The following is a 22434-nucleotide window of genomic DNA, read 5'->3' on the forward strand; positions in this document are numbered from 1 at the left end:
GTATGGACACCGTTATCCCCAGCTAGGAAGGTGTAGTTCGCCGGCAATACCGCCGCTCCATCGGTGCTGGTGAAATGCACTATGCCCGTGTAACCCGGAGCCACATTGTTGAACTGATCGAGCGCGGTTACTGTGATACTGAATGCCGTCCCTGCTGTCGCTGCAGCCGGCGCGGTCACCGTGTAATGCGTCGCCGCCCCTGCGCTTACCACGATCGTTCCCGAAGTGCCGGTAATGCTTGCCGTAACCGTGTCCGTGCCGGTGATGGTCTGGTTGCCCGAAGTCTTCAAGGTCGTCAGATTCGTAAAGGTATGGACGCCGTTGTCTCCAGCCACGAAGGTGTAATTTGCCGGCAACACCGCCGCTCCATCAGAGCTCGTAAAGTGCACGATGCCGGTGTAGGCTTTGGCGACATTGTTGAATTGGTCGAGAGCGGTTACCGTCACGCTGAAGGCCGTTCCCGCCGTCGTTGCTGCCGGTGCTGCCACCGTGTAGTGGGTCGCTGCCGCCGCACTTACCACGATCGTTCCCGAAGTGCCGGTAATGCTCGCCGTAACCGTGTCCGTGCCGGTGATGGTCTGGTTGCCCGAAGTCTTCAACGTGGTCAGATTGGTGAAGGTATGGACACCGTTATCCCCAGCTAGGAAGGTGTAGTTCGCCGGCAATACCGCCGCTCCATCGGTGCTGGTGAAATGCACTATGCCCGTGTAACCCGGAGCCACATTGTTGAACTGATCGAGCGCGGTTACTGTGATGCTGAATGCCGTCCCTGCTGTCGCTGCAGCCGGCGCGGTCACCGTGAGGTGCGTGGCTGCGAGTGCGCTGACCGCTATGTTGGCCGATGTACCCGTAATGCTCGCGGTAACTGTGTCGGTCGCCGTCACCGTCTGGTTGCCCGAAGTCTTCAGCGTGGTCAGATTGGTAAAGGTATGGACGCCGTTGTCTCCGGCGACGAAGGTGTAATTCGCCGGTAAGACTGCCTGGCCATCCGAACTGGTGAAGTGCGCTATGCCACGGTAGCCGGTCGCTATGTTGCCGTAGGGATCTTTTGCTGTGACTGTGATACTAAACGCTGTACCTGCAGTAGCGGCGGCCGGCGCTGCCACTGTGAACTGTGAAGCGGCTGCTGGAGACACATTTACTGCACTCGATGTCCCGGTAATAGTGCCGGTCACCGTGTCTGTCGCGGTTACGGTATCGCTGCCCGCCGTCTTCAAGGTCACGTTGAAGGTATGCGCACCGTTATCTCCGGCCACGAACGTGTAATTGGCCGGCAGCACCGCCTGGAGATCTGTGCTGGTGAAGTGAACTGTTCCGGTATACCCGGTCGCAATATTGCCGTAGGCATCCTTTGCGGTCACCGTAACCGTCATCACTGTTCCAGCAGTTGAGCTTCCCGAAGAAGTCGTCACCGTAAACACCGAGGCCGGACCAGGGTTCACTGCCACCGTGACCGTGCCCGTATCGTAGGCATTGAGCGTATCGGTGGTTCTGACGGTTTGGTTGCCTGAGGTCTTCAGCGTCACCAGATTGGTGAAAGTATGTACGCCATTGTCGGCGGCCGTGAAAGTGTAATTGGCCGGCAACCCTGCCTGAACGTCAGAACTGGTGAAATGCACTGTGCCACGATAAGCGGTATACGTCACGCCGTTGCTCTTCATCGTGACCGTAACGCTGAAGGGTGTACCCGCTGTTGTGCTTGCAGGACCTGTCAGGGTCATGGTCGGGAACGCGGCAGTGGTGTTCAACAGTACAGAGACGTTGCCGGCTGTTACATTGGCCACGGCAATGTCTGCTCTGCCGTCTGCATTGAGGTCGCCCAGGAACATGCCCTTGGGCCCATTTCCCACGGTAAAATTGATCGGATTCTGAAAACTTCCATTGCCATTGCCCAGCAGGATGCTTATGTTGTTGCTGCCATTGTTGGCAACGACCAGGTCAAGGATGCCATCGCCGTTGAAATCGTAGGTCTCAATGCTGTGTGCGCCGGTCAGATTCGCCGCTGGCGGGTAAGTCTGTTGCGCCTGGAAGGTGCCATTACCATTGCCCAGCAGAATACTCACGTTATTATCGGCATTGTTCGCTACTGCCAGATCAAGGTTTCCATCTGCATTGAAGTCGCCAATCGTGAGAAACCATGGCGCGTTTCCGGTCGCGTAGGTCACCTGGTTCTGAAACGTGCCGTCCCCATTGCCAAGAAGAATGCTTACGGTATTGTCGTTCGTATTGGTGACTGCCAGATCCAGCTTGCCGTCTTTGTTGAAGTCCCCTACTACGACTGCGCGGGCGGAATTTCCGACGGTGTACGTCACCTGTGGCTTGAAGGTGCCATCCCCGTTCCCAATGTAAACACTTATGGTATTGGTGCCGCTATTGGTTACGATCAGATCCAGCTTGCCGTCACCATTGAGGTCACGGGCAACGATATCCCTGGGGTTGAGTCCTGCAGGATAGTCGACAGCAGCCTGGAAAGTCCCATTCCCGTTGCCCAGCAGAATGCTCATCTGACCGCTGGTGTTCTCGGCGATTGCTAAATCGAGTTTGCCGTCGCCATTGAAATCTCCTACAGCAACATATTGCGGACCGGAACCCGCGGTTAAAGGGAAGTTGGTAGCGGCTCCGAAGGTACCATTGCCGTTGCCCAGCAGGATGCTCACATCGTCACTGTTAACGTTGGGGAAGGCGAGGTCTATTTTCCCGTCACCGTTGAAATCTCCGGCGCCAACCGCGTACGGCGTGTTGTCGCCGTTCAAAGTCGTTGGTCCAGAAAAGGTCGGCACCTGGGCTGCCGCCGTGGAAACACCCCACAGGATAAAGATCAAGATCATGAGTGAGGCATGGCGCAGCCTCATCAAGTGCGTTGTCATAAGAAGGTCTTCCTCTCGAATCGCTTTCGAATAAATCAGCATTCTTCCGTCTTCCCGGGGGTCCAGGAATTGCTGGGGTTTTTGTCAAACCTGAAATAAGAACTCGAGGGGGTACTGCGGTGACTCGCTAGGGGAGCTAGCACAAATTTATTGGATAACGCTGCTACTTCGCTGATTGCGAAGGTTGCGGCGAGCAGCAGAACCAGTTGGACCGAATATAGAATCAATTGACATCCCTCCGAGGGAGCAAACAACATATTGAGGGGGGTGCTTCAGAACCTTTTTCAGAACCAGACAGCTAAAAAACAGCTAATTTTGAGGAAAATCCCTTAGTTCGGGGGTCGGGAGTTCAGTTTTGGGAACTTTCCTTAAATGGGAGGTAATGCACGAATGTAGCCTAAACCCAGTTCTCAGTCAACAAAAATCTACAAAATGTTCATAACAAAAGACATACATACTAAGAAATGGCGCTAGAGGCGTGGCGTACCTCTCGGTTGCGCTAGTTATAAATGACAAAAAATGGCGATAAAAGTGACGGAAGGAGTGAATTAGGCACTGTACTTTTGTTTAATCGTGAATTGTACTTTAGTAACCATCTTACTTAGGGGGTGCGATGTTCGCCCACGACGAGAAAGCTACCCCGTACTGACATCCGGCTGCAATCGGCGGTCTGATCATCGGCTTGCTGCTTGTCTCGTTCAACCGACCGGGACTTTCGCTCATATTCTGCGATTCCAGAGTCCATGGTATCGTGATACGCGCGTCAGCAATGATGGCTTGTCACAATAACTGCTGTTATTCTGGAAACTGAATGAAATTCCCGACAATCTGCTTTGTTTCTGCTTTGATTTTGGCCGCCGGCATGTTGCTGGCCGGGTGCGGAACAGAGGGCGCCCCACAAGCTCCTTCATTAGACTTGCCCCAACCTGTGCAAGACCTGCGCGCCTCGCGCAAGGGAGACAAGATCACACTCGATTGGACACAACCGGCCCAGACGACCGATCGCGCAACGGCAGGCAAGCATATAGGAGAAACCACCGTCTGCCAGGGCATCTATGACGACGCGCCCCAATCGCTGCCGGGCTGCACGCAAGAGGTGGAGCGCGTACCGCCCAAGCCAACAGTTTCAAACGGCGGCAAGCAACAGGCAGGCACCACGGTGGAGGTATCCATCGGCCTTCCCGGTGAGCTCCAGAAGGCGCATCCTCTTAGTTTTGCCGCGTACGCTGTCATCGTGAATAACCGCAGCGGACGCAATGCAGGAATTTCAAACTCTGCGGCAGTGCCGCTCGCTCCGACTGCAGCGCCTCCCACAAACCTCAAGGCTGAGGTCCGCGCGGACGGAGTTTATCTCAGCGCCAGCCCGGCTTCGCAGGAATTGCCCGACGCCGGAGGCCGCCTGCAGTTTGTTTATCGCATAGACCGTACCGCAACCGCTGCTGCAGTGGTGAAACCCGGAGCTCAACCGGCTGGCCCGGTGAAAATAGCTGAGGTGCCCGCCACTGGTCCGCTCAAAGCCGTGGATCACGGTATTGAATGGGAAAAGAATTATGTTTACAGCATCACGCCGGTGACGCGCATTCTAGCCTCCCTCGGCGGGGCGCCTGTGGCCGAGGTGGAAGGCGAGACCTCGGCAGGATTGCAGATATTAACCCATGATATTTTCCCGCCCGCTCCGCCTGTGGGATTGCAGGCGGTTTACAGCGGTAATCCGCAACAGAATTTCATCGATCTTACCTGGGCGCCGAACACAGAAGGCGATCTGGCAGGCTATAACGTCTACCGGCGGGAACAAGGACGCCAGTACCTGCGCGTGAATTCAGATCTGGTCAAGACGCCGGTCTTCCGTGATTCCGACGTAGCTCCCGGGAAAGAATATTTTTATATGGTAACGGCAGTGGATGCTCGCGGAAACGAGAGTGGCCGGTCGGAAGAGACGCACGAAGCGGTGCCCCGGCCGTAGCCTGTTTTGTGCTGCGTCGGTTAGGAAGTTTTCAGGCGAGCAGCTTCTGGTGCTGTTCCAGGATGTAATTGTCGGTCATACCCGCGATGTAATCGCAGATGATGCGCGGCAGGGATTCCTGGCGGACTTTTTCCTGATAGTTTTCCGGCAGAGCTTCGGGATGGGCCATCCAGAATGCGAACAGTTCAGTAATGATGCGCTCGGCCATCTCTTTTTCAGGCATGAGATCGGGGCTGAAATAAAGCCGCGAGTATAAAAATTCCTTTGCCTGGCGGCGCTGCTTCTCGATTTTTTCGCTGAAGCTGGCCAAGCGATGCGGGAAAGAGCGCACATCTTCCAGCGATTTCACCGCAGCCTGCTCGGCGGCCTCCGCGGTGTGCTGAATCAGGTCTGTGACCATGCGGTCGAGCATGCGTTTGAGGGCTTCGTTCAACAGCAGTTTCGCGGGCACATCCGGGAAGCGCGCACTGGCCTCTCGATAACAATCTTCAAATATACAAACTTCGGCGCGAATTTCATCCAGAGTTAATATGTGGGCTTCGCAGCCATCGTCGAGGTCGGCGGCGTTGTAGGCGATTTCATCGGTCAAATCCACCAACTGCGCCTCCAGCGGAGGGAGCTCGCCCAGCCGATATTCCAGCAATTCCGGAAATGCCTGCGGATCATAGTCGCGGGAATGTTTGATGATTCCCTCTCGCACCTCGAAGGTCAGGTTGAGCCCGCGAAACCCGGCGCGTAGTTCGAAATCTTCCACGATGCGGAGGGCATGCAGATTGTGATCGAACGATAAGCCTTGCGCGCGCATGGCGGCATCCAATGCTTTCTCTCCGGCGTGCCCGAAAGGAGGGTGGCCGATGTCGTGCGCCAGGGCTAGGGCTTCGACCAAATCAACGTTCAATCCCAATGCGCCGGCGATGGTCCGGGAAATTTGAGCAACTTCAATGGTGTGGGTCAGACGGTTGCGAAAGTGATCGGAAAAACGGCGGGTAAAAACCTGGGTCTTATTTTCCAGACGGCGGAAGGCGCGTGAGTAAACGATTCGGTCACGGTCACGCTGATAGTCGTTGCGATAAGGATGGGAGGGCTCAGGATGTTTGCGTCCGCGCGAGTTTTCTACGCGCATTGCCAGGTGCTGGAGAGACTGGATTGATGCACGGCCGGCCATGGATTTGATTTGCGATTTACGAATTACGATTTTCGAATTGCAACGTTCCCTGATAACCGGGAAGACGCTGATCTACGAAAGATTCTTTCCCTCTGAAAATCGTAAATCGTAATTCATAAATCGTAAATCTACTGTTGCTTACTCGCTGCCTGCTGGGCCAGCTTGATGCGGGCTGATTCCAGTCTTTTCTGCACACGGGCTACATCGGTGGAATCAACATCGTAAGGCACGCTCTTGTTCCACTCTTCCAGTGCGCGCTCCCAGTGGTTGGCCGCCAGCTTCACGCGTCCGGTCTTGAAATACAGTTCAGCAAGATGGTCCTGAATGGTGCCATCGGCGACCTTTTGTGATGCCTTGACCAGATTTTCTTCCGCCAGCTCATAGTTGCCGAGCTTGAAATAGGCCCATCCCAGGGAATCGAGGTAGATGCCGCTTTCGGGTTCCTGCTCGAGGGCTTTCTTGACGTATCCGAGAGCTTCTTCCAGCCGCAGCCCGCGGTCCGCAAGCATATAGCCGAGATTATTCAAGATCACCGCATTATGTGGGTCGGTGTTCAGAACGTGCTTGAATCGCTCTTCGGCTTCGTCGTATTTCTTCTCACGCTCGAAGACGGAGGCTGCCATGAAAGCGACTGTGTCCTTATCTTCCGGTTTGCTGGAAAGCTTGTCGGCCTTGGCTACGTCATCCTCAGCCTCTTTAAACTCGCGAATGCGCATGTGCATTTGCGCCAGGGCCAGATATACTTCACGATCATCGGTCGTATTCCGCAGCAGGGTTTTGATCTGGGTGACAGCCTCATCGCCTTTGCCGGCATCCGCCAGTTCGCGGCTGAGAAGCAGCTTGATCTCGCGGTTCTGGGGATATTTCTGGGCAGCTTCTTGAGCCGTGCTGAGGGCCTGCTGCCATTGCTTATCTTTGCGGTAGGTCTCAACGATCTGCTCGTAGCCACGCTCGGAGCTGTCGTCGCCAAGCTGAAGCATCTGGTGAAACGCATCCAGCGCCAACTGGGTCTTGCCCTGTTCGTTGTACACCCCGCCCAACTGTTCCAGAAACAATGTGCGATTGTTGCTCTCACCGGCGGTGTAGTTGTTGTCTGGCCGAGCGGTTTTCTTCAAAAGCTGCTGCAGGATTTGTACGGCGTCGTCGTAACGCCCTTGCGCCTCATAGACGAGCGCAATGTTGTAGGGCACTTCGAGAGAATCCTGGACGAGAGACTCGGCTTTCTTCAAGTGTTCCAGGGCCTGGTCGAACTTGCCACTGCGGCGGAGGATCTCGGCGATGCGCAACTGGGCTTGTGCATCCTGCGGGTCGGCATCGGCGATGATCTTGTATTGCTGCAGCGCAGCATCGGTCTGGCCATCGTTCAACAGGTTCTGCGCGAGCTCGCGGACGGAATCCAGGTTTTCACGGTCTAGCTCTACGGAACGGCGATAAGCCGCAATGGCTTTCTTGTAATCTTTCGCCTGGCTGTAGGTATATCCGAGGGCGGCGTAAAGCCGCGACGACCGGGCAGCATCGGGCACATCTTCCAGAAGTCGGATACCTTTATCGGGCGCTCCCTCTTCGGTATAGAGATAGGCCAGGCTGCTCAGCGCTTCTTCGGACTCCGGCTGCAACGTCACGGCAGTCTTGAATTCGTTTTCGGCCTTCGGCAGATCGTTATTCAGCCTGTACAGCCTGCCCAGGACCATGTGGTCGTCGGCGATGCCGGGATCAATGGCGATGATCTGCTCAAACTGCTCAATGGCCAATTTCAGGATTTCCTGCGACTGCGCGCCGGATTGCAGATCGGGGATGGAACGCAGATAGATCCTGCCCAACAAGCGGTGGGCTTCCAGGTTCTTGGGATCACGCTTCAGGATGTTTTGCGCTTCCAGGACTGCGTCGCGGATGCGTCCGGTCTTGGCATAAAGTTCGGCAAGGCCGGCGGAAAGATAAGAGGACTCCGGATCGTTTGCAATCGCCAGTTTGTATTCATCAACCGCTCTTTCGGCATACTCGGAACGCGCGAAGTTGGAGACTAACTCTTCATAAATATGCGCCAGCGAGTAGTGATAATAGGCCGCAGCTCGGTCCGGGGCCTTCTTCTCTTCCGGTTTGGAAGCAGGCGGCTTTGAGTTGGCATCGGCGGCTTTTCCGTCAGAAGTGGAGGCGGGCTTTGCTCCGCTCGAGGCAGCAGGCGTGGTCGAGAGAGTTTTTTGGGCAAAAGTAAGGCTCGAAGCTGATAACAGCAAGACAAGAATAAACAAACGGGTTCTCATGAATACCACTCGGCTTTCCGGCGAATGCGGGTCAATTCCTCTGCCCATTGGATGCCTAACACCCCACACGGGGCATGAATTTATTTTTTTATTGTAGTCGAGTTCGCGGGTATTTTGAGACCCAAAATGCAAAGAAAAGTTAAAACGAATTTTTCATAGCTGTTATGCCAGAAGTTTTGCCGCCTCTTTGGCAAAATATGTCAAGATTACGTCTGCTCCTGCCCGCTTGATGGAGACCAGCGATTCCATCATGACCTTTTCCCGGTCAATCCAGTTGTTCTGAGCGGCGGCCTGAATCATGGCATACTCCCCGGAGACCTGATAGGCAGCCAGCGGGACGTCAAAACGATGGCGGGCGGCGGAAATCACATCCAGATAAGGCATGGCCGGCTTCACCATAATAATGTCTGCCCCTTCCTCCAGGTCGGTCGAGATTTCCCGCAAGGCCTCGCGCAGGTTGGCGCCATCCATCTGGTAGGAGCGGCGGTCGCCAAACTGGGGCGCCGAATCGGCTGCCTCGCGGAATGGCCCGTAAAAAGCCGAGGCGAATTTCGCAGCATAAGAAAGGATAGGCGTGTTTTGGTATCCCGCTTCGTCAAGTGCTTTGCGGATCGCGGCGACGCGGCCATCCATCATGTCGGAGGGGGCGATAATATCCATGCCCGCACGTGTCTGCGATACCGCGGTATGCGCCAGGATTTCAAGGGTAGGATCATTGGCAATCTGATACTCCACCGCAAGGGCCGGGCGTGAGGCAGCGGCTCCAGAAGATGGAACCGAGGTCTCGCGAGTCTCTGCCTGGACAACACCGCAATGACCGTGCGACATGTACTCGCACAGGCAAACATCGCCGATAAGGAGAAGACCGGGGACTTCGAGCTTGAGCGCGCGGGTGGCCCGCTGCACGATGCCATCGTCGCTCCAGGCGCCACTGGCGGCCGTGTCTTTCTGCTCGGGCAATCCAAACAAAATTACCGCCGGAATACCCAGGCCGTAGGCCGTGCTCGCCTCTTTGACAGCTTCATCCACGGAAAGATTGAAAACACCGGGCATGGAAGTCACCGGTTTTCGTACACCCTCGCCCGGACATACAAATAATGGATAGACCAAAGACTGCGGGGAGAGACGGGTCTCGCGGACAAGAGACCGAATCTGCTCGTTGCGACGCAGACGCCGTAGCCGGGTAATGGGAAAGGCCATAAAACTTGAATTTTAACAGGAGCAGTTGCCAGCAGCCAGTTGACGGAAAAAGCCAAGTCAAAATCTAACCACAAAGGACACAAAGTGGTGTTTGCCACGGATCAACACGGATGAACACGGATTAATTATGAAGATCAGAAGCAGGCGGAGGTCATTTTCCAGCGGGAGCCTCAGGCGGAGGAGTGTTCTGCTGAGGGGTGGCTTCGGCAGGCAGTTTGATCAGGAATGTTGCGCCGCCGTTGGCGTTGTTTTCGCATTCGATCTTGCCCCCGTGATCCTGCACGATGCCATAACAGGCGCTGAGACCTAATCCACTCCCTTTTCCGATGGGTTTGGTAGTGTAGAAAGGATCGAAGATCTTCTGCGGCTCCTTGATCCCCACACCAGTATCGGAGAACTGGATCAGCACCCAGGCATTTTCACTGTTGGTAGTTATGGTCAGCAGACCTCCACCGACTTCCTGCAAGGCATCGGCGGCATTGTTGATCATGTGCAGGAACACCTGCAATAGCTGGTTTGAATCTCCGCGTATACGCGGCAGTTCAGGCTCGAGTTTGACTTTGAGCTTGATTCTCTTGCCGCTGAGATCGGGCTCGCGCAATTGCAGGGCATTATTCAGAAGCGCATTGACGTGCACCGAGGTCTTCTCAGCCGGGCTTTGCTGGGCAAAGTTCAGCAGGTTTTCCACCAACCGTTTGGTGCGGCGGGCTTGCTGGCCAATCTTTTGCACCTGCGAACGCGGCTCTTCGCTCAGTGATGCATCGGCTTCGAGCAGATCGGAGTAGCCCAGAATTGCGGTCAGCGGATTGTTGATCTCGTGGGCCGCTCCTGCCACCAACTGGCCCAGGGCCGCCATCTTTTCGGAGCTGACCATACGATCTTGCAACCGCTTTTCGTGAGTAATGGTTTGCTGCGATTCGCGCAAAAGCCGGGTCAGCTCGGCGTTCAACAACATCTGCCGGAACATGACCACCAAGGTCAAGACAACGATGGCGCCAAAGGCGACCTGCAATCGAAAAATAGTGACGGGATAGGGCGCGCGGCTGAAGAAGATGATCCACAGCGCCATACAAGGCATGGAAATCAGCGCCAGCAAAGCAAAGCGTGCCGGCCAAACGCTGTGCACCCCCATGACCGATTCTTCCAGGCTGCGGTAAGGAGAAGCGGCTCCTTCCAATCCAATGCCGGCAAAGACCAGCATGGCGGCGACGATCAACACATCCGGGACGCTGCCGGCTTGGTATGGGCGATGTATGGCATGCCAATCCATGAACAAAGAGCCGAATGTATACAGGGTCGCCGATAGAAAAATGCCACCGTAGATTTTCTTGCACTCTCTTGCTGAACGGAGGAAAAGTATCCCGGCACCCGTGGCGAGAGCAGCATTTTCCACGAAATAGAGCACGTTGAAGTAAAAGCCGGAGAGCTGAGGGACGGAAATCATCCCCAACTGCCAGGGCGTAATCATGAAGAGGTAGAGGTAAATCCACCAGAGGAGAAGCATGACGGCATCGAGAAAATCCATGCGCAGTTTGTGTTCACTCTGGCGATACTGGGGCCGCAGGGCCAGGGCCGCCATAAGAGGGATGACGTGGAGGAAAAGAAATATGTGGCTGAGAGAATACTCCGAGGAAGAATTTCTTAATAGAACCTCATACCATATCCGCCACGCATGTGGAACAGACCAGAGCATCGCGCCCAAAGTCATGAGTCCCCAAAATGCCCGTTCCCGGCCGCGCGCGGCAAATAGATGCCCTCCCAAGGTAAAGATCGCGATCAGCGAGAGAAGAAATCGCGTGATGTCTGCCAAGGCAGTGAGCGCGGGCCCAGGCTTCACCAAAAGGGCAATCAGGATATAAACAGCCAGAAACAAAGCTGCTGCGGTGTACCACCATGCCCTTTTGCGGTCTATGTTCATGTGAAATTGAGGGATTGAGAATTGTACAGAAATATTCCAAAAATCAGATAATTACTTAAGTAATTTCATTTTGGAATATGAACCAAAATGGCACGGATTGGAGGATTTCACCACGGAGGCACAGAGACACAGAGAAAAACAAACAGTCAAAATCTAACCGACTATGGTGCACGATAGTTGGCTTCCACTACCCTAATTTTTCAGAGCAGGGTATGAGGCACGGTAGCTCTGTCTTAATTTCTAAACGTTGCGGTGTACCATTGAGACGAGTAAAAGAATTGACGCAAGGAACCTGTGGCTGAAAATCCTAATCCAATGACCTTTTCCAGCGGACGTGTGCTTGAGTTCGAGGCGCTGCGCGAGCTGTTGAATGCCTATTCTGTTTCGGACCTGGGCAAGGCCAAGGTTGCCGCGCTCCAGCCGGTCTGCGATCGCGCCTGGATAGCCGGCCAACATCAGCTCGTAATCGAGGTATTGCAATTCCTGCGTGGCGGCGGACGATTTGATTTTTCCGGATTGCTCAGCCCGACGAGTCTGCTGGAAAAAGCCCACATTGCCGGCGTGGCCCTGGAAACGACGGAAATCCGCAACCTGATTGTTCTGATTGACCGGGCGGCGCAGTGGCGCGAGGTCATACTGCGCCCGCCCACTGCGATGAAGCTGGAATGGGCGGCCGTCGCCCAGCTGTCCTCAGGCATTGCGGATTTTACCGGCCTGCTTCGCAACTTCCGCAACAAAATCCTGCCCGATGGCACGCTCGATGACCGCGCTTCGCCAGAGCTCGGACGCATTCGCCGGGAGATTGAGAAACAAAGACGCTCGATTCAGGAATCCCTGCGCGGCTACCTGCGGAGGCTCTCGGAGGGCGGCGCGGTACAGGAGGAGCTGATAACGATTCGGGGGGAACGATTCGTGATCCCCGTGAAAGTAGAGCAGAAGCGCCGGATCAACGGCGTGATTCACGGCGCCAGCTCCAGCGGGCAAACGGTCTTTGTTGAGCCGCTCGAAACCATTGAGCAGAACAACGAGTTGGTGCGTCTGCTGGAGGAGGAACTGTCTGAGATCCACCGCATTCTGGCGGAGATGACCGAACAGATCGGGCAGCGCGCTGCTGAAATCGCAGCGGCCGCGTCAGTTCTGGCCGAACTCGAACTGCAGTTCACCAAGGCCCGCTTTGCGCAGGACTACGAATGCGTTGTGCCCACCCTGGTGGAACGCGGCGTCTTTCTGGAAGGGGCGCGGCATCCGTTGCTGGAGCGCAATCTAAAACTGAGAAACAATTCGGTTGTGCCTTTGAACCTGGAGCTCACTGACAGCGCGCGCCAGATTGTCATCACCGGGCCAAATACCGGCGGCAAGACGGTTGGGCTGAAGACGGTTGGACTGCTTGCCCTGATGTGCCAATCGGGTATGCCGGTTCCAGCCATGCGCGCACAATTGCCGATTTTCGATTCTGTCCTAGCCGATATTGGCGATTACCAATCCATCGAGCAAAATCTTTCAACCTTCTCGGCCCACGTTACCAACATTGACTTGCTCTCGCGCACAGCGACGGCGCAATCGCTGGTTCTGCTGGATGAACTGGGCTCGGCGACCGATCCGGAAGAGGGCGCTGCACTGGCTGTGGCCATTGCCCAGCATTTTCTGGAGTTGGGAAGCACGAGCATCATCTCCACGCATCACACGTCGTTGAAAGTTTATGGCGCCAATACGCCCGGCGTAGTCAACGCCGCTGTGGGATTCGATGAGCGTACGTTGCAACCAACCTATCACCTGCGCATAGGTGTGCCCGGTGCTTCTGCCGGCATTAACATCGCCGGACGCCTGGGATTGAATCCGGCAATTATCGCGGCGGCACGGGCCCGGCTGAATACCCAGACGGAAGACATCGCCCACTTCCTCGATCAACTGCACTCGGGCTTGCGTGACCTGGAAGCCGAACGGGCGCAATTGCGCTCGCGCGAACAAGAGGTCGCGCGCGAACGCGACCGTCTGGAGCGTGACGGATTGCGCGAGCAACGCGCCAAAATACAGGAGATGGAAAAGAAGCTGGAATCTGTGCTGCGTGATTTTGAGTACCGTGCTCGCGAGGTTGTCAGTGCGGTGCAAGACCGCGCCGCCGCGCAGAAGCTTTCCAAGGAATCGGAGCGGCGCATTGCCAAACTGCGCCGCGAATTCAAAGAGCAATTTGATTCAACCGTGGTGGCGCATAGGACCGGGGCCGATGCCGGCGATCCTAACTCGCAGCCTGGGTTGGTGCATCAGGTGAGTGAGGGCGATACGGTAAAACTGAAATCGCTGGGCAGGGCCGGCGTCATCAAGCGGCGTGTGGATGACCACACCTTCGAGGTGGAGGTCGGGGCCATGAAGATGAAAGTCCCACGTGAAGACATTGCCGAAGTCCTGAGCCGAACAGGAGATAACCCGCTACAGGCGGCGCGCAGCCGGAGAGGGATATCCGTTCAAGTCGCGCAAGACGAAGAAGAATCGGCAGCTTCGGAGATCAATGTCATCGGTGAAAATGTGGAAGAAGCCACCCGGCGCGTAGAAAAATTCGTGGATCGCGCCTTTCTCGCCGGCCTGCCGCGGGTGCGCATTGTGCACGGCAGCGGCATGGGCATCCTACGCAAAGCCTTGCGCCAATATTTGCAGAAGCATCCGCATGTCACCTCGGTCATCGAGCCTGCGCAGAAAGAAGGTGGAGCGGGAGCGACGGTCGTGGAGTTAAGGGTGTGAAGCGTATGACAGCTCTCAAAGCTGAAAGTGATAAGATTTCCCGATCAGGTCGGGCTCTGCAGTTTGGACTGCGACTGACCTAAGATTGCCTCAACACACGGTTTGGATGAAGACATCTTTGGAACAGGAATACGGGGGAAGGTCCAAGCCATACCATTTGTGGGCGCCCCCGCTACTTGCGTTTGCCGGGCTTGCGCTGCTGCTGGCCCTGGGCAGAAATAGCTGGGTGTATTCCCTGCCTTATGGTCAAAATAATTCCCAGGTGCTTTCGATAAAAACCAGTCTGCTGCGAGGAACAGCGGAGGTCCCAAAAAGTTTTTATTTGGGCACAACCCTGAACGCGGGGGGCTGGCTGGGAAGCGTGGACCCTTCGATTCAGCCGCAAAATATTACTCTTTACCTGGACGGACGACCCGTAGCTGAAACTAGCGTCTTTTATCCCGCTCGGGTGAGTTCGAATGGCCAGAGCGTCACAATCAAGCGTTGGGAAGTTGCTTTTTTTGTGAAGGACACGCCGCCAGGCGAGCATATCCTGGGACTCGAGGCGGCAGCGCAAGGCCGCGAGCCAATCGCCCTTGCACAAACCTCGATTCTGGTTCTGCGATAACTCTGTCATGCTCCATGCTGGTTGAACAACAATTCGAAGAAATTGACGAGCACAAGGATTCAAGAAAAACAGCAAGCTCCCGTTCGCAGTCGTTTTGCCGTCACGCTGCGAAACGGCTGGCGCATTTGTTGCTGGCCCACGCCGATTTTTTCGTCATGCTGCTGATCCTGGGGTTGCTGACGCGATTTTGTTTATTGGCGCAGCCTCCCATTCCCATCCAGACCATCAATTTTTTTGACACTTCCTGGCAATTGGACCTGGTGGCCAAAGCCCACCAGGGAGTCTGGCTTGGCAGGGACGCAATTTTCACCTACGGCCCGCTCTTTCAAAAGCTCCTGAGCTGGGCGCCTTTGCGGCAGGGGATGAGCCTGGGGTCCTTTTATTCATATCTCTGGATGTTTCACTATTGGTCTATTACCCTGTGCATTTATTTTACCGGGGCTTTTTTACTACGCGGACAACCGTCTTGGGTACGAGTGTTCTACCTGCTTCTCTTAGTCATCTTCTGGGTCCCGGTCAACTGGATTCTCTTTGATATCAAACTCCTTCTCCCCTTGTGCTGCTTTGCAATTTTTTTGCGTATGCTCCCGGCTGCAACCCAAGGAAACTGGGGTCTGTGCTGGCGTGCAGGAACTGCGGCCACACTCATGGCCATTGCTTTCCTCATATCGGGCGATGCCGGCGCATATTGCGTGGCCGCTTTTGGCATTGTTGTGTGCACATCTTTGCTCTACGAGCACGATCTTGCAAGTCTGGCCGGAATGGCAAAATATGCTGCCCTGACAGGCATATTTTTTTTCGGTTGGGTCCTTACAATCAACGCAGCCTTGGGCAAACTTTTGGATTTCCGCTTTTGGAAGTCAACCTACGAAGTTGTAACCCAGTACCGCTGGTCGCAAGCTGTGCGCATGCTTCCCGAAATGACTTCTATCTTCTGGTGGGCCTTGATTTTGAACCTGCTGGTCTTTCTCTGGCAGTGGATCGTCCAGAGCCGAACACCCTCGGTTCCGGCACGCGCCCGGCCGGCCTGGCTAGCCATGTTATGTTTCGGGCTGGTTACTTTGCAGTCGCTGATTGTTTCTTCTGAACATTTTCACGTAGCCATAAGTCTGTTTCCCTGGATTGCGCTCTCGGGTGCATTACTGCTGGGCGCAACCGAACTCAGGATTTCTGCAGTGCGGCTCATGCTTTCTTTTTCGGTCATTCTGGTTATCACGGGAGTTTTCAGCGGCCCTTATTCTCTTTTTCATTCTCAGGCGCTCTTTCAGCGCCGGCCTGCTCTGACGGGCCGCAATGTCTGCCCCGAGGGACAGTATGAAATCGACGACGTTTGTCTTGAAGCTGCCGACTTTTCCAAACTCAAAACAGTGGGTGATTTCTTGAAGCAACATACCGCTGCTTCAGACTCTATTGGGGTTTTTCCATTCGAGAACGTTTATGGCTTCGTCCCCAGGCGCCGTGTCGCGGGAACAGTGCTGCAGGATTATGTGATCGCGGGGGACTACTTAACCCAGCGGCAGGTGCAATCTCTGGAAGAAGCCTCACCAGCCTGGACGGTATACTCCGTGGAGCCCTTGCAAACTTTTGGCGTCGATGGCATCCCCAACTTCACCCGCACTCCTTCTGTCTGGTTGTATTGGCAGCGGTGGTACAAACACGAATTCGATGCGCAACCTGGGCTCATGCTTTTGCACCGCGATGAAGAGCGTGGTCGCCACTGGAAGATGACCTCCACGTCCGTTCTTGCTCGGCCTGTGCAAAGCAGGCGAACAAGCGAGGAAATTGCCTTACCTGTAACTCCCCTGGGAAATGACTGGGACTTCATCAAGATCAATCTCCGAGCGGAGTATCCCGTATGGTGGAAGCTCCTCAAGCCTTCGATTTTCGTGGTGTGGCTGCACTTCGATCGTGGGCCAGACAGATCGGTGCCCGCGATCGTGCAGCCCGACCATCCCTATGACATATGGATCTACCCCTGGGAGCAGGCTGAGCTGGCGAATTATTTCTCGCCCAATGTCCAGGAATGGCGTGTTGCATCGAGGCCGCGCCTGCAAAGCCTCTCTTTGCAGTGTATGCCCATAGACTGGCTTTCGGTTACGCCCTCCCGGATTACCATAGGCGAGGTGCAGACGGTAAAGCTGTCGGAGCAATGAAATTTACTGGAGAGCCGGAATTCCAACAGATTTTGCGGCGAGGACAGTGTGACCACAGTTTCGCAACGGCGGAACGAAGTCGTGCTATCGTGTTCTCTTGAGTGAAAAGTTATATCGTATCGGGATTCAAACAACCCCAAAAACGATACAATCCAATACCTAAATGACATCAGGAATCGAGACCGCTGCCGGGCATGGCCGCAACTCAAAACTACATCAATTGTGGCTTGCGCCTCTTCTGGCTTTTGCTGGTCTTGCCATTCTCCTTTTCTTTGGCCACGAGAATTGGGTGTACACACTGCCCGCGTACGAACCTGATGTTCAGATGCTTATCGTGAACGGCAACCCACTCCATGGACAGATCCAGGTTCCGGTAGCGGCGAAACCCGGCGCTCATCTGAAAGTGACTGGATGGTTTGGCGAGCTCGCCCCGGCCTTCCAGTCTCAAAAAATTGTCGTTTACTTAGATGACCGGCCCATGGCCGAGACCAACCTGGCAGAATCGACTTTGCTCGGCGCCAACGGCGGCGGCACGCACATTAAGAATTGGCAGGTTGATTTTTTCATGAAAGATATCCCGCTGGGTGTGTATACCCTCACCGTGCAATCGGTTCCTGAGGGTCATGATCCTGTTATTGTCAGCCAAAGCGTCTTATCGGTTACTCCGTAGCCCTCCTGATCCATGACCGTTAAGCAAAAACCCGATGAAACCCAGCCGCAAGCTTCAGTAGAACCTGCCTCCGCTCCTCGGCAATTATTTTCTCTGAACTACGCACGACGCTTGGCGCAAATTTTGCTCGCCCATGCAGATTTTTTCGTCATGCTCCTGCTAATGGCATTCGTGGCCCACTATTATCTGGTACAGAAGCTTCCGCTCTTTGTCCGTGAGATCGAGTTTTTTGATAACTCGTGGGAACTCGACTTAATAACTAAAGCCCATCGGGGAATTTGGTTGGGCAGGGACCTTATCTTCACCCGCGGCCCACTCTTTCAGTGGCTTCTGTGTTGGGCTCCGTTGCGGCATGGAATGAGTCTGGGGTCTTTCTATCTGTATGTTTGGGTAACACATTATTGGACAACGATCCCCGTCCTTTATGGTACAGGCGCCCTCTTGTTGAATCGGCAGCCATCTTGGGTGCGTGTGTTCTACCTTCTTCTGCTGCTGATCTTCTGGGTTCCGACTCACTGGATCATCTTTAACATCAAAGTCCTGTTTCCATTATGCTCGTTTGCGGTTTTCCTTCGCACGTTTCCTGATCCCGGCAAGAGTTTTTCGAGCCTGTCCTGGCGGGCGGCGACTGCGGCATCACTGATCGCCACCGCTTTTCTGCTCTCGGATGATTCCGGGCATTACTCGGCAGCCGCTTTTGCCGCTGTGTTAGCCGCTTTCTTGTTTTACGAGCACAGCTTCTTCGCCTTGCGAACTGCGGCTAAATACGTGACGCTCACAGGAGCTTTTCTTGCTGTCTGGGTGCTGGCCGTCAATTGGGCTACCGGCAGGCTTACTGACTTTCACTTTTGGAGAGCAGCATACGAAGTTGCAGCTCAATATCGCTGGGCGCAAAACATGCGTATGCAGCCGCCAATGACTCCGGTTTTCTGGCTCGCCGTGGGCCTGAATCTGTTGATCTTCGTGGGGCATTGGTTTGTTTATCGAAAAAAGCCCGGCCTTTCCGTGCGTGCCCGCGCCTCCCGGCTGGCAATGCTGGGCTTTGCACTCATTGGTGTGCAGTTGATTCTCGTCTGCGCCGAACAACTTCACGTCGCAACCGGCCTGTTTCCATGGATCGCGCTCTCTTGTGCGCTGCTGTTGGGTGCAACCGAAGACAGGCTTTCTGTCTTGCGGCTTACGGTTTCCGTGGCCCTTATTCTTGTTCTTACCGCCGGCTTCAGCGGGCCCAATCATCTCTTTATTCCCCGCAATGTGCTCCAGGACCGGTCTGCGATAACCAACCCCCATAGTTGCCCCCTGGGATTGCATGAGATTGATGGGGTTTGTCTTAAGACTAACAACTTCATCCAACTACAAACGGTCCGCGATTTTTTGGTTCAGCATACCAGCGATTCCGATTCGATCGGGATATTCCCCTATCAGAGCGTTTATGCTTTTGTGGCGCGGCGGAACGTGGCGGGCGAATTGGTACAACACTATATAAGCGCCGGAGACTACCTGAACCGGCGGCAAATGGAAAGCCTGGAGCAGGCGCGGCCACCATGGGCGATATACGCCGCCGAGCCCTGGCAAAGCGATCCTTGTAATGGCCTTGCTAACTTTACCCGCACTCCGTATATCTGGCTATACTGGCAACGTTGGTATAGAGACGATTTTGACGCACTGCCCGGGCTTCTCGTTTTGAGGCGCGATGAGGAGCGCGGCAAGCGATGGCAGATGATTTCAACTTCCGTCCTGCCGCACGCTGTGCAAGGGACCGGGAACGAAGAGCTTGTTTTGCCCGCGGATTCTCTTGGGGACGATCTGGACTTCATCAAGATCGATGTCAGCGTGGAGTATCCCTTTTGGTGGAAACTTCTCAGGCCTTCGTCTCTTGTGGTCAAAATGCGTTTTGCAGGTGGAGAAGAGAAAGCAGTAAACGTTATTGCTCAGCCTAATCATCCTTATGAAATCTGGATCTATCCCTGGGAGCAAGCGCAGCTTGCCAACTACTTCTCGGCTTCTCCCAAGCAATGGCGTTCGGCCGTCCGGCCGCGCATTCAGAGTCTGTCGCTTCTGTCGCAGCCCAGGGACTGGATTGCGGTACAGCCCTCGCGTATTAAAATACAGGACGTACAGACAGTGAAGCTGTCGGAGCAATGAAATTTCAGGGACCGATCCAGCAGAATCACTTGCGTCCGTATTGCCGACGGTGAGCTATCAGAGATGTAGTTCACCCAGCGCGAGGGTTCTTTGGCAACGAGTGCTTTTCTCAGTAAATGAACAGCGCAGAAAATCAAGAATCACCCCGGAGGTCCCCGAGCATGTTGAAAAATGCTGCTCTACCTCTCATCATGTACGCAGTGCTGGGTGCGCTCCTTTTTCTGAACCTGCCTTCGCGATTCCGTTCCCCTCAACTCGCTCCTTCTGATGCGGGCAACGCGGGCGTGGTTACGGTACCAGATCAACCCTTGAGCGGCGGCATTTATGCCCCATCCGTGAATCGCCTGATGGCCCAGACCGGCACACATTTTCGAGTCGATGGATGGCTTGGCATTCGTGATTCTCAGCTTGTGGTTCGCCGAGTTGTCCTGATGATGGATGACAAGCCGTTGGCCGACGCTCAGTTACTTATGGTGCGGGCCGACCCTTCTGGTAAAGCTGTTCGCTGTGAATGGGGTAATCAGCTTTTACTTACAGGAATCGAGCCCGGCGACCATCGCCTGCAAGCTGTGGCATTTCTGCAGGATGGACGCAGGATTCCTTTAGATGAAAAGATTGTGATGGTTTTGGATTGATGCCGGATCCAGCGACTTTGCCTGAAACAGGAAATCCGATTACACCGCCGGCAGCACAGGCAGCGAACCTGTGCTGGAAGCTGGCACGGTTCTTATATGCTCGTCTGGACCTGCTCATGGCTCTCCTGCTGGCATTGATCACATTATTTCTCTACCGCAATTCTCCACTGCCCGCCGATGTTGCGACGATTGACTTTACGGATGATTCCTGGAAATACGATCTTCTTGCGAAGGCGCAGCAGCACATCTGGCTCGGCAAAGACGTTCTGTTTACCTACGGCCCGCTTTTTCAACTGCTCTTTGTGCCCATCTTCTGGATGCGCGATCTTTCGCTGGGAGAGTTCTACAGGCTCTCGCGCTTTGTCCCGATCTGGGCAACCATCGTTTTGGTCTATGGCGCCGCGCGCTTTCTTTTGCCGCAAGTCGAGCCCTGGAAGCGGGCCTTCTATTTTTTGTTGTTGGTAATTTTTTGGGCACGGTTCGATATCAAGCTCTGCGTGCCTTTGTTCGTCTTTGCGGCGTTCCTTTGGATGCAGGAAAATCTGCCCGCCGGTGCACTTTCGATGACGGCGCAAGCTCTGGCGGCCGCCTTGCTTATAACACTTTCTTTTCTTATCGCCGCTGATGCCGGGTTCTACGCCCTGGCGGGATTTCTTCTGGTCGCGGGGAGTTACAGCACCTACCGGGTCCTGCATCGGCAGCCATGGCGGCCCGGGGTCATTTTTTCGGGCCTTACTTTGTTGGTCTTCTTTGTCTGTATGCTGGCGGTCAATGCGCTCTTTGGCAGGTTTGCCGACTTTCGATATTGGATCGGCAACTACGACCTTGTGAGCAACTACCGCTGGTTCGAACCCATGGCCATAAGTCACCAGGCCACAAGTCTGCTGGTGACCGCGGCCCTTCTCTCTTTCTCGGTCTTCTTCTGGGCATGGATTGTTTCCAAGCGCTACCCGGAAAACCCGGGCCTTCGCCCCCGAATTCTGGCCATAGCCCTGCTCTCTTTGCTGCTGATGCAATCCTGTATTGTGCGTTCCTCCTGGAAGAATGTTACGTTGGGATTGTTCCCTGTGATCGCGTTTGCCTTCTCATTCCTTTTCGGTGCACTGTCCCGCGAACGGGCCGGCTTATCCGCGGGCATTCCGCCTTTACTCGCCCTGGTTTGCACCATAGTTTTTGCTGCGTCTCCCTATGATGCTTTCTCCGCGGCAAGGATATGGCGGGCTTTGACGATCCCGGCAGCCGCGACGTGCACGCCGGGCAAGCAACTGCTGGACCAGGCGTGTTTGGCGCCCGACGATTTTCAGCAGCTCAACGCCGGCTCCAGGTTTTTGCGCGAACATGCGGCTCCTTCTGAAAGCGTTATGATCTATCCTTTTGAAAATATCTACGGAGACGTGGCTCGCCGCCGCGTGGCCGGTGGGACGCTGCAAAGCTACGTGGCTGCAGACGACTTTTCACTGCAACAGCACCTTGGCGGAGTGGAGCGCGACCACCCCATGTGGGCCATTTATTCCGCCGACTATCTGGGAAGTTGGACGGTCGATGGTATATCGCACTTCACACGCACTCCAGAGGTCTGGCTTTATTTGCATCGCCACTTTCATCGTGTGGCCAATCTGGAATTGGGGGTTCTTGGTTTGCAGCGTGATGAAGAGCGCATGCGCCGTTGGAACCTGGAAGTCACGAAATTGCCACTCCCGCCGGCTCGTCAGCCGGTTAAAGAAGGAGAAAACATCCGGCTTGCCCAACTGAACTCATGGCCTCAACAAGATGTTGATTTCCTCAAGCTGCGCATCCAGGTTCATTATCCTCCGTGGTGGAGGGTCCTAAAACCTGCTACCATGAATTTCTTCCTGCAGCGGGCCGACGGCACGGTGAAGGTCGCGCACGCCATTGCCCACCCCAATCGCAGCTATGAAGTGTGGATCTACCCCTGGAGTGAACCAGGGCTTATGAATTACTTCTTCGAGAATCCATCGGAGTGGCGCAAGCGGGGAGAACGCCCTCCCATCACAGAAATCTCTGTGCGCTTTGATCGTGAGGATTGGGTCTCGGTCCTGCCTACGGAAGTTGAGCTGGAAGAAGTGGACGCAGAGCGCGTTTCGCTGCGTTAG

General features: G+C 54.9%; 13 protein-coding genes. 8 read left to right on the plus strand and 5 right to left on the minus strand.

Translation table 11 applies throughout. From position 1 onward, the window contains the following. Positions 1–2867: VCBS repeat-containing protein (locus tag VK738_11900; protein HTD23351.1), on the minus strand; the 2867-nt coding region annotated here is incomplete at its 3' end. Between the two features lie 811 nt (positions 2868–3678). On the opposite strand from VK738_11900, the gene VK738_11905 reads away from it, so the two are divergent. Continuing rightward, entirely contained in the window at positions 3679–4830 is a 1152-nt protein-coding gene (locus VK738_11905; protein HTD23352.1) for a hypothetical protein, read from the plus strand. 31 nt (positions 4831–4861) lie between these two features. Here VK738_11905 and VK738_11910 read toward each other — a convergent pair whose 3' ends face one another. The 4 genes from VK738_11910 to VK738_11925 form a co-directional block, all read right to left on the minus strand. Beyond that, entirely contained in the window at positions 4862–5995 is a 1134-nt protein-coding gene (locus tag VK738_11910; GenBank protein HTD23353.1) for a deoxyguanosinetriphosphate triphosphohydrolase, read from the minus strand. Between the two features lie 128 nt (positions 5996–6123). Beyond that, a complete protein-coding gene (locus tag VK738_11915; GenBank protein HTD23354.1) occupies positions 6124–8256 on the minus strand; it encodes a tetratricopeptide repeat protein in 2133 nt (710 codons plus the stop codon). Between the two features lie 162 nt (positions 8257–8418). Next, positions 8419–9456, minus strand: coding sequence for a porphobilinogen synthase (hemB, locus tag VK738_11920; protein ID HTD23355.1), 1038 nt, complete (start codon positions 9454–9456; stop codon positions 8419–8421). Between the two features lie 151 nt (positions 9457–9607). Next, positions 9608–11374, minus strand: a complete 1767-nt coding sequence (locus VK738_11925; GenBank protein HTD23356.1) for an ATP-binding protein — start codon at positions 11372–11374, stop codon at positions 9608–9610. Between the two features lie 294 nt (positions 11375–11668). Between VK738_11925 and VK738_11930 the strand changes: the two genes are divergently transcribed. The 7 genes from VK738_11930 to VK738_11960 all read left to right on the plus strand — a co-directional run bounded on the left by VK738_11930 (position 11669) and on the right by VK738_11960 (position 22434). Continuing rightward, on the plus strand, positions 11669–14110 hold the full coding sequence (locus tag VK738_11930) for a Smr/MutS family protein (protein ID HTD23357.1): 2442 nt from the start codon (positions 11669–11671) through the stop codon (positions 14108–14110). Positions 14111–14216: 106 nt separating this feature from the next. Beyond that, positions 14217–14717, plus strand: coding sequence for a hypothetical protein (locus tag VK738_11935; GenBank protein ID HTD23358.1), 501 nt, complete (start codon positions 14217–14219; stop codon positions 14715–14717). A 14-nt stretch (positions 14718–14731) separates the two neighbouring features. Then, positions 14732–16870, plus strand: coding sequence for a hypothetical protein (locus VK738_11940; GenBank protein HTD23359.1), 2139 nt, complete (start codon positions 14732–14734; stop codon positions 16868–16870). 163 nt (positions 16871–17033) lie between these two features. Further along, positions 17034–17540 carry a hypothetical protein gene (locus VK738_11945; GenBank protein ID HTD23360.1) on the plus strand — a complete coding sequence of 169 codons (507 nt, stop codon included), beginning with the start codon at positions 17034–17036 and terminating at the stop codon, positions 17538–17540. 12 nt (positions 17541–17552) lie between these two features. Next, entirely contained in the window at positions 17553–19685 is a 2133-nt protein-coding gene (locus VK738_11950) for a hypothetical protein (protein ID HTD23361.1), read from the plus strand. A gap of 161 nt (positions 19686–19846) precedes the next feature. Continuing rightward, positions 19847–20320, plus strand: coding sequence for a hypothetical protein (locus VK738_11955; GenBank protein HTD23362.1), 474 nt, complete (start codon positions 19847–19849; stop codon positions 20318–20320). Between the two features lie 17 nt (positions 20321–20337). Further along, a complete protein-coding gene (locus tag VK738_11960; protein HTD23363.1) occupies positions 20338–22434 on the plus strand; it encodes a hypothetical protein in 2097 nt (698 codons plus the stop codon).

Source organism: Terriglobales bacterium (assembly GCA_035487355.1).
In the GTDB taxonomy this organism is placed as follows: domain Bacteria; phylum Acidobacteriota; class Terriglobia; order Terriglobales; family Acidobacteriaceae; genus QIAW01.

Excerpts from the sequence above, each read along its gene's own strand:
- VK738_11905 (HTD23352.1), top strand. The coding sequence starts at position 3,679 with ATGAAATTCCCGACAATCTGCTTTGTTTCTGCTTTGATTTTGGCCGCC.
- VK738_11910 (HTD23353.1), bottom strand. The coding sequence starts at position 5,995 with ATGGCCGGCCGTGCATCAATCCAGTCTCTCCAGCACCTGGCAATGCGC.
- VK738_11915 (HTD23354.1), bottom strand. The coding sequence starts at position 8,256 with ATGAGAACCCGTTTGTTTATTCTTGTCTTGCTGTTATCAGCTTCGAGC.
- hemB (HTD23355.1), bottom strand. The coding sequence starts at position 9,456 with ATGGCCTTTCCCATTACCCGGCTACGGCGTCTGCGTCGCAACGAGCAG.
- VK738_11925 (HTD23356.1), bottom strand. The coding sequence starts at position 11,374 with ATGAACATAGACCGCAAAAGGGCATGGTGGTACACCGCAGCAGCTTTG.
- VK738_11935 (HTD23358.1), top strand. The coding sequence starts at position 14,217 with ATGAAGACATCTTTGGAACAGGAATACGGGGGAAGGTCCAAGCCATAC.
- VK738_11940 (HTD23359.1), top strand. The coding sequence starts at position 14,732 with ATGCTGGTTGAACAACAATTCGAAGAAATTGACGAGCACAAGGATTCA.
- VK738_11945 (HTD23360.1), top strand. The coding sequence starts at position 17,034 with ATGACATCAGGAATCGAGACCGCTGCCGGGCATGGCCGCAACTCAAAA.
- VK738_11950 (HTD23361.1), top strand. The coding sequence starts at position 17,553 with ATGACCGTTAAGCAAAAACCCGATGAAACCCAGCCGCAAGCTTCAGTA.
- VK738_11955 (HTD23362.1), top strand. The coding sequence starts at position 19,847 with ATGTTGAAAAATGCTGCTCTACCTCTCATCATGTACGCAGTGCTGGGT.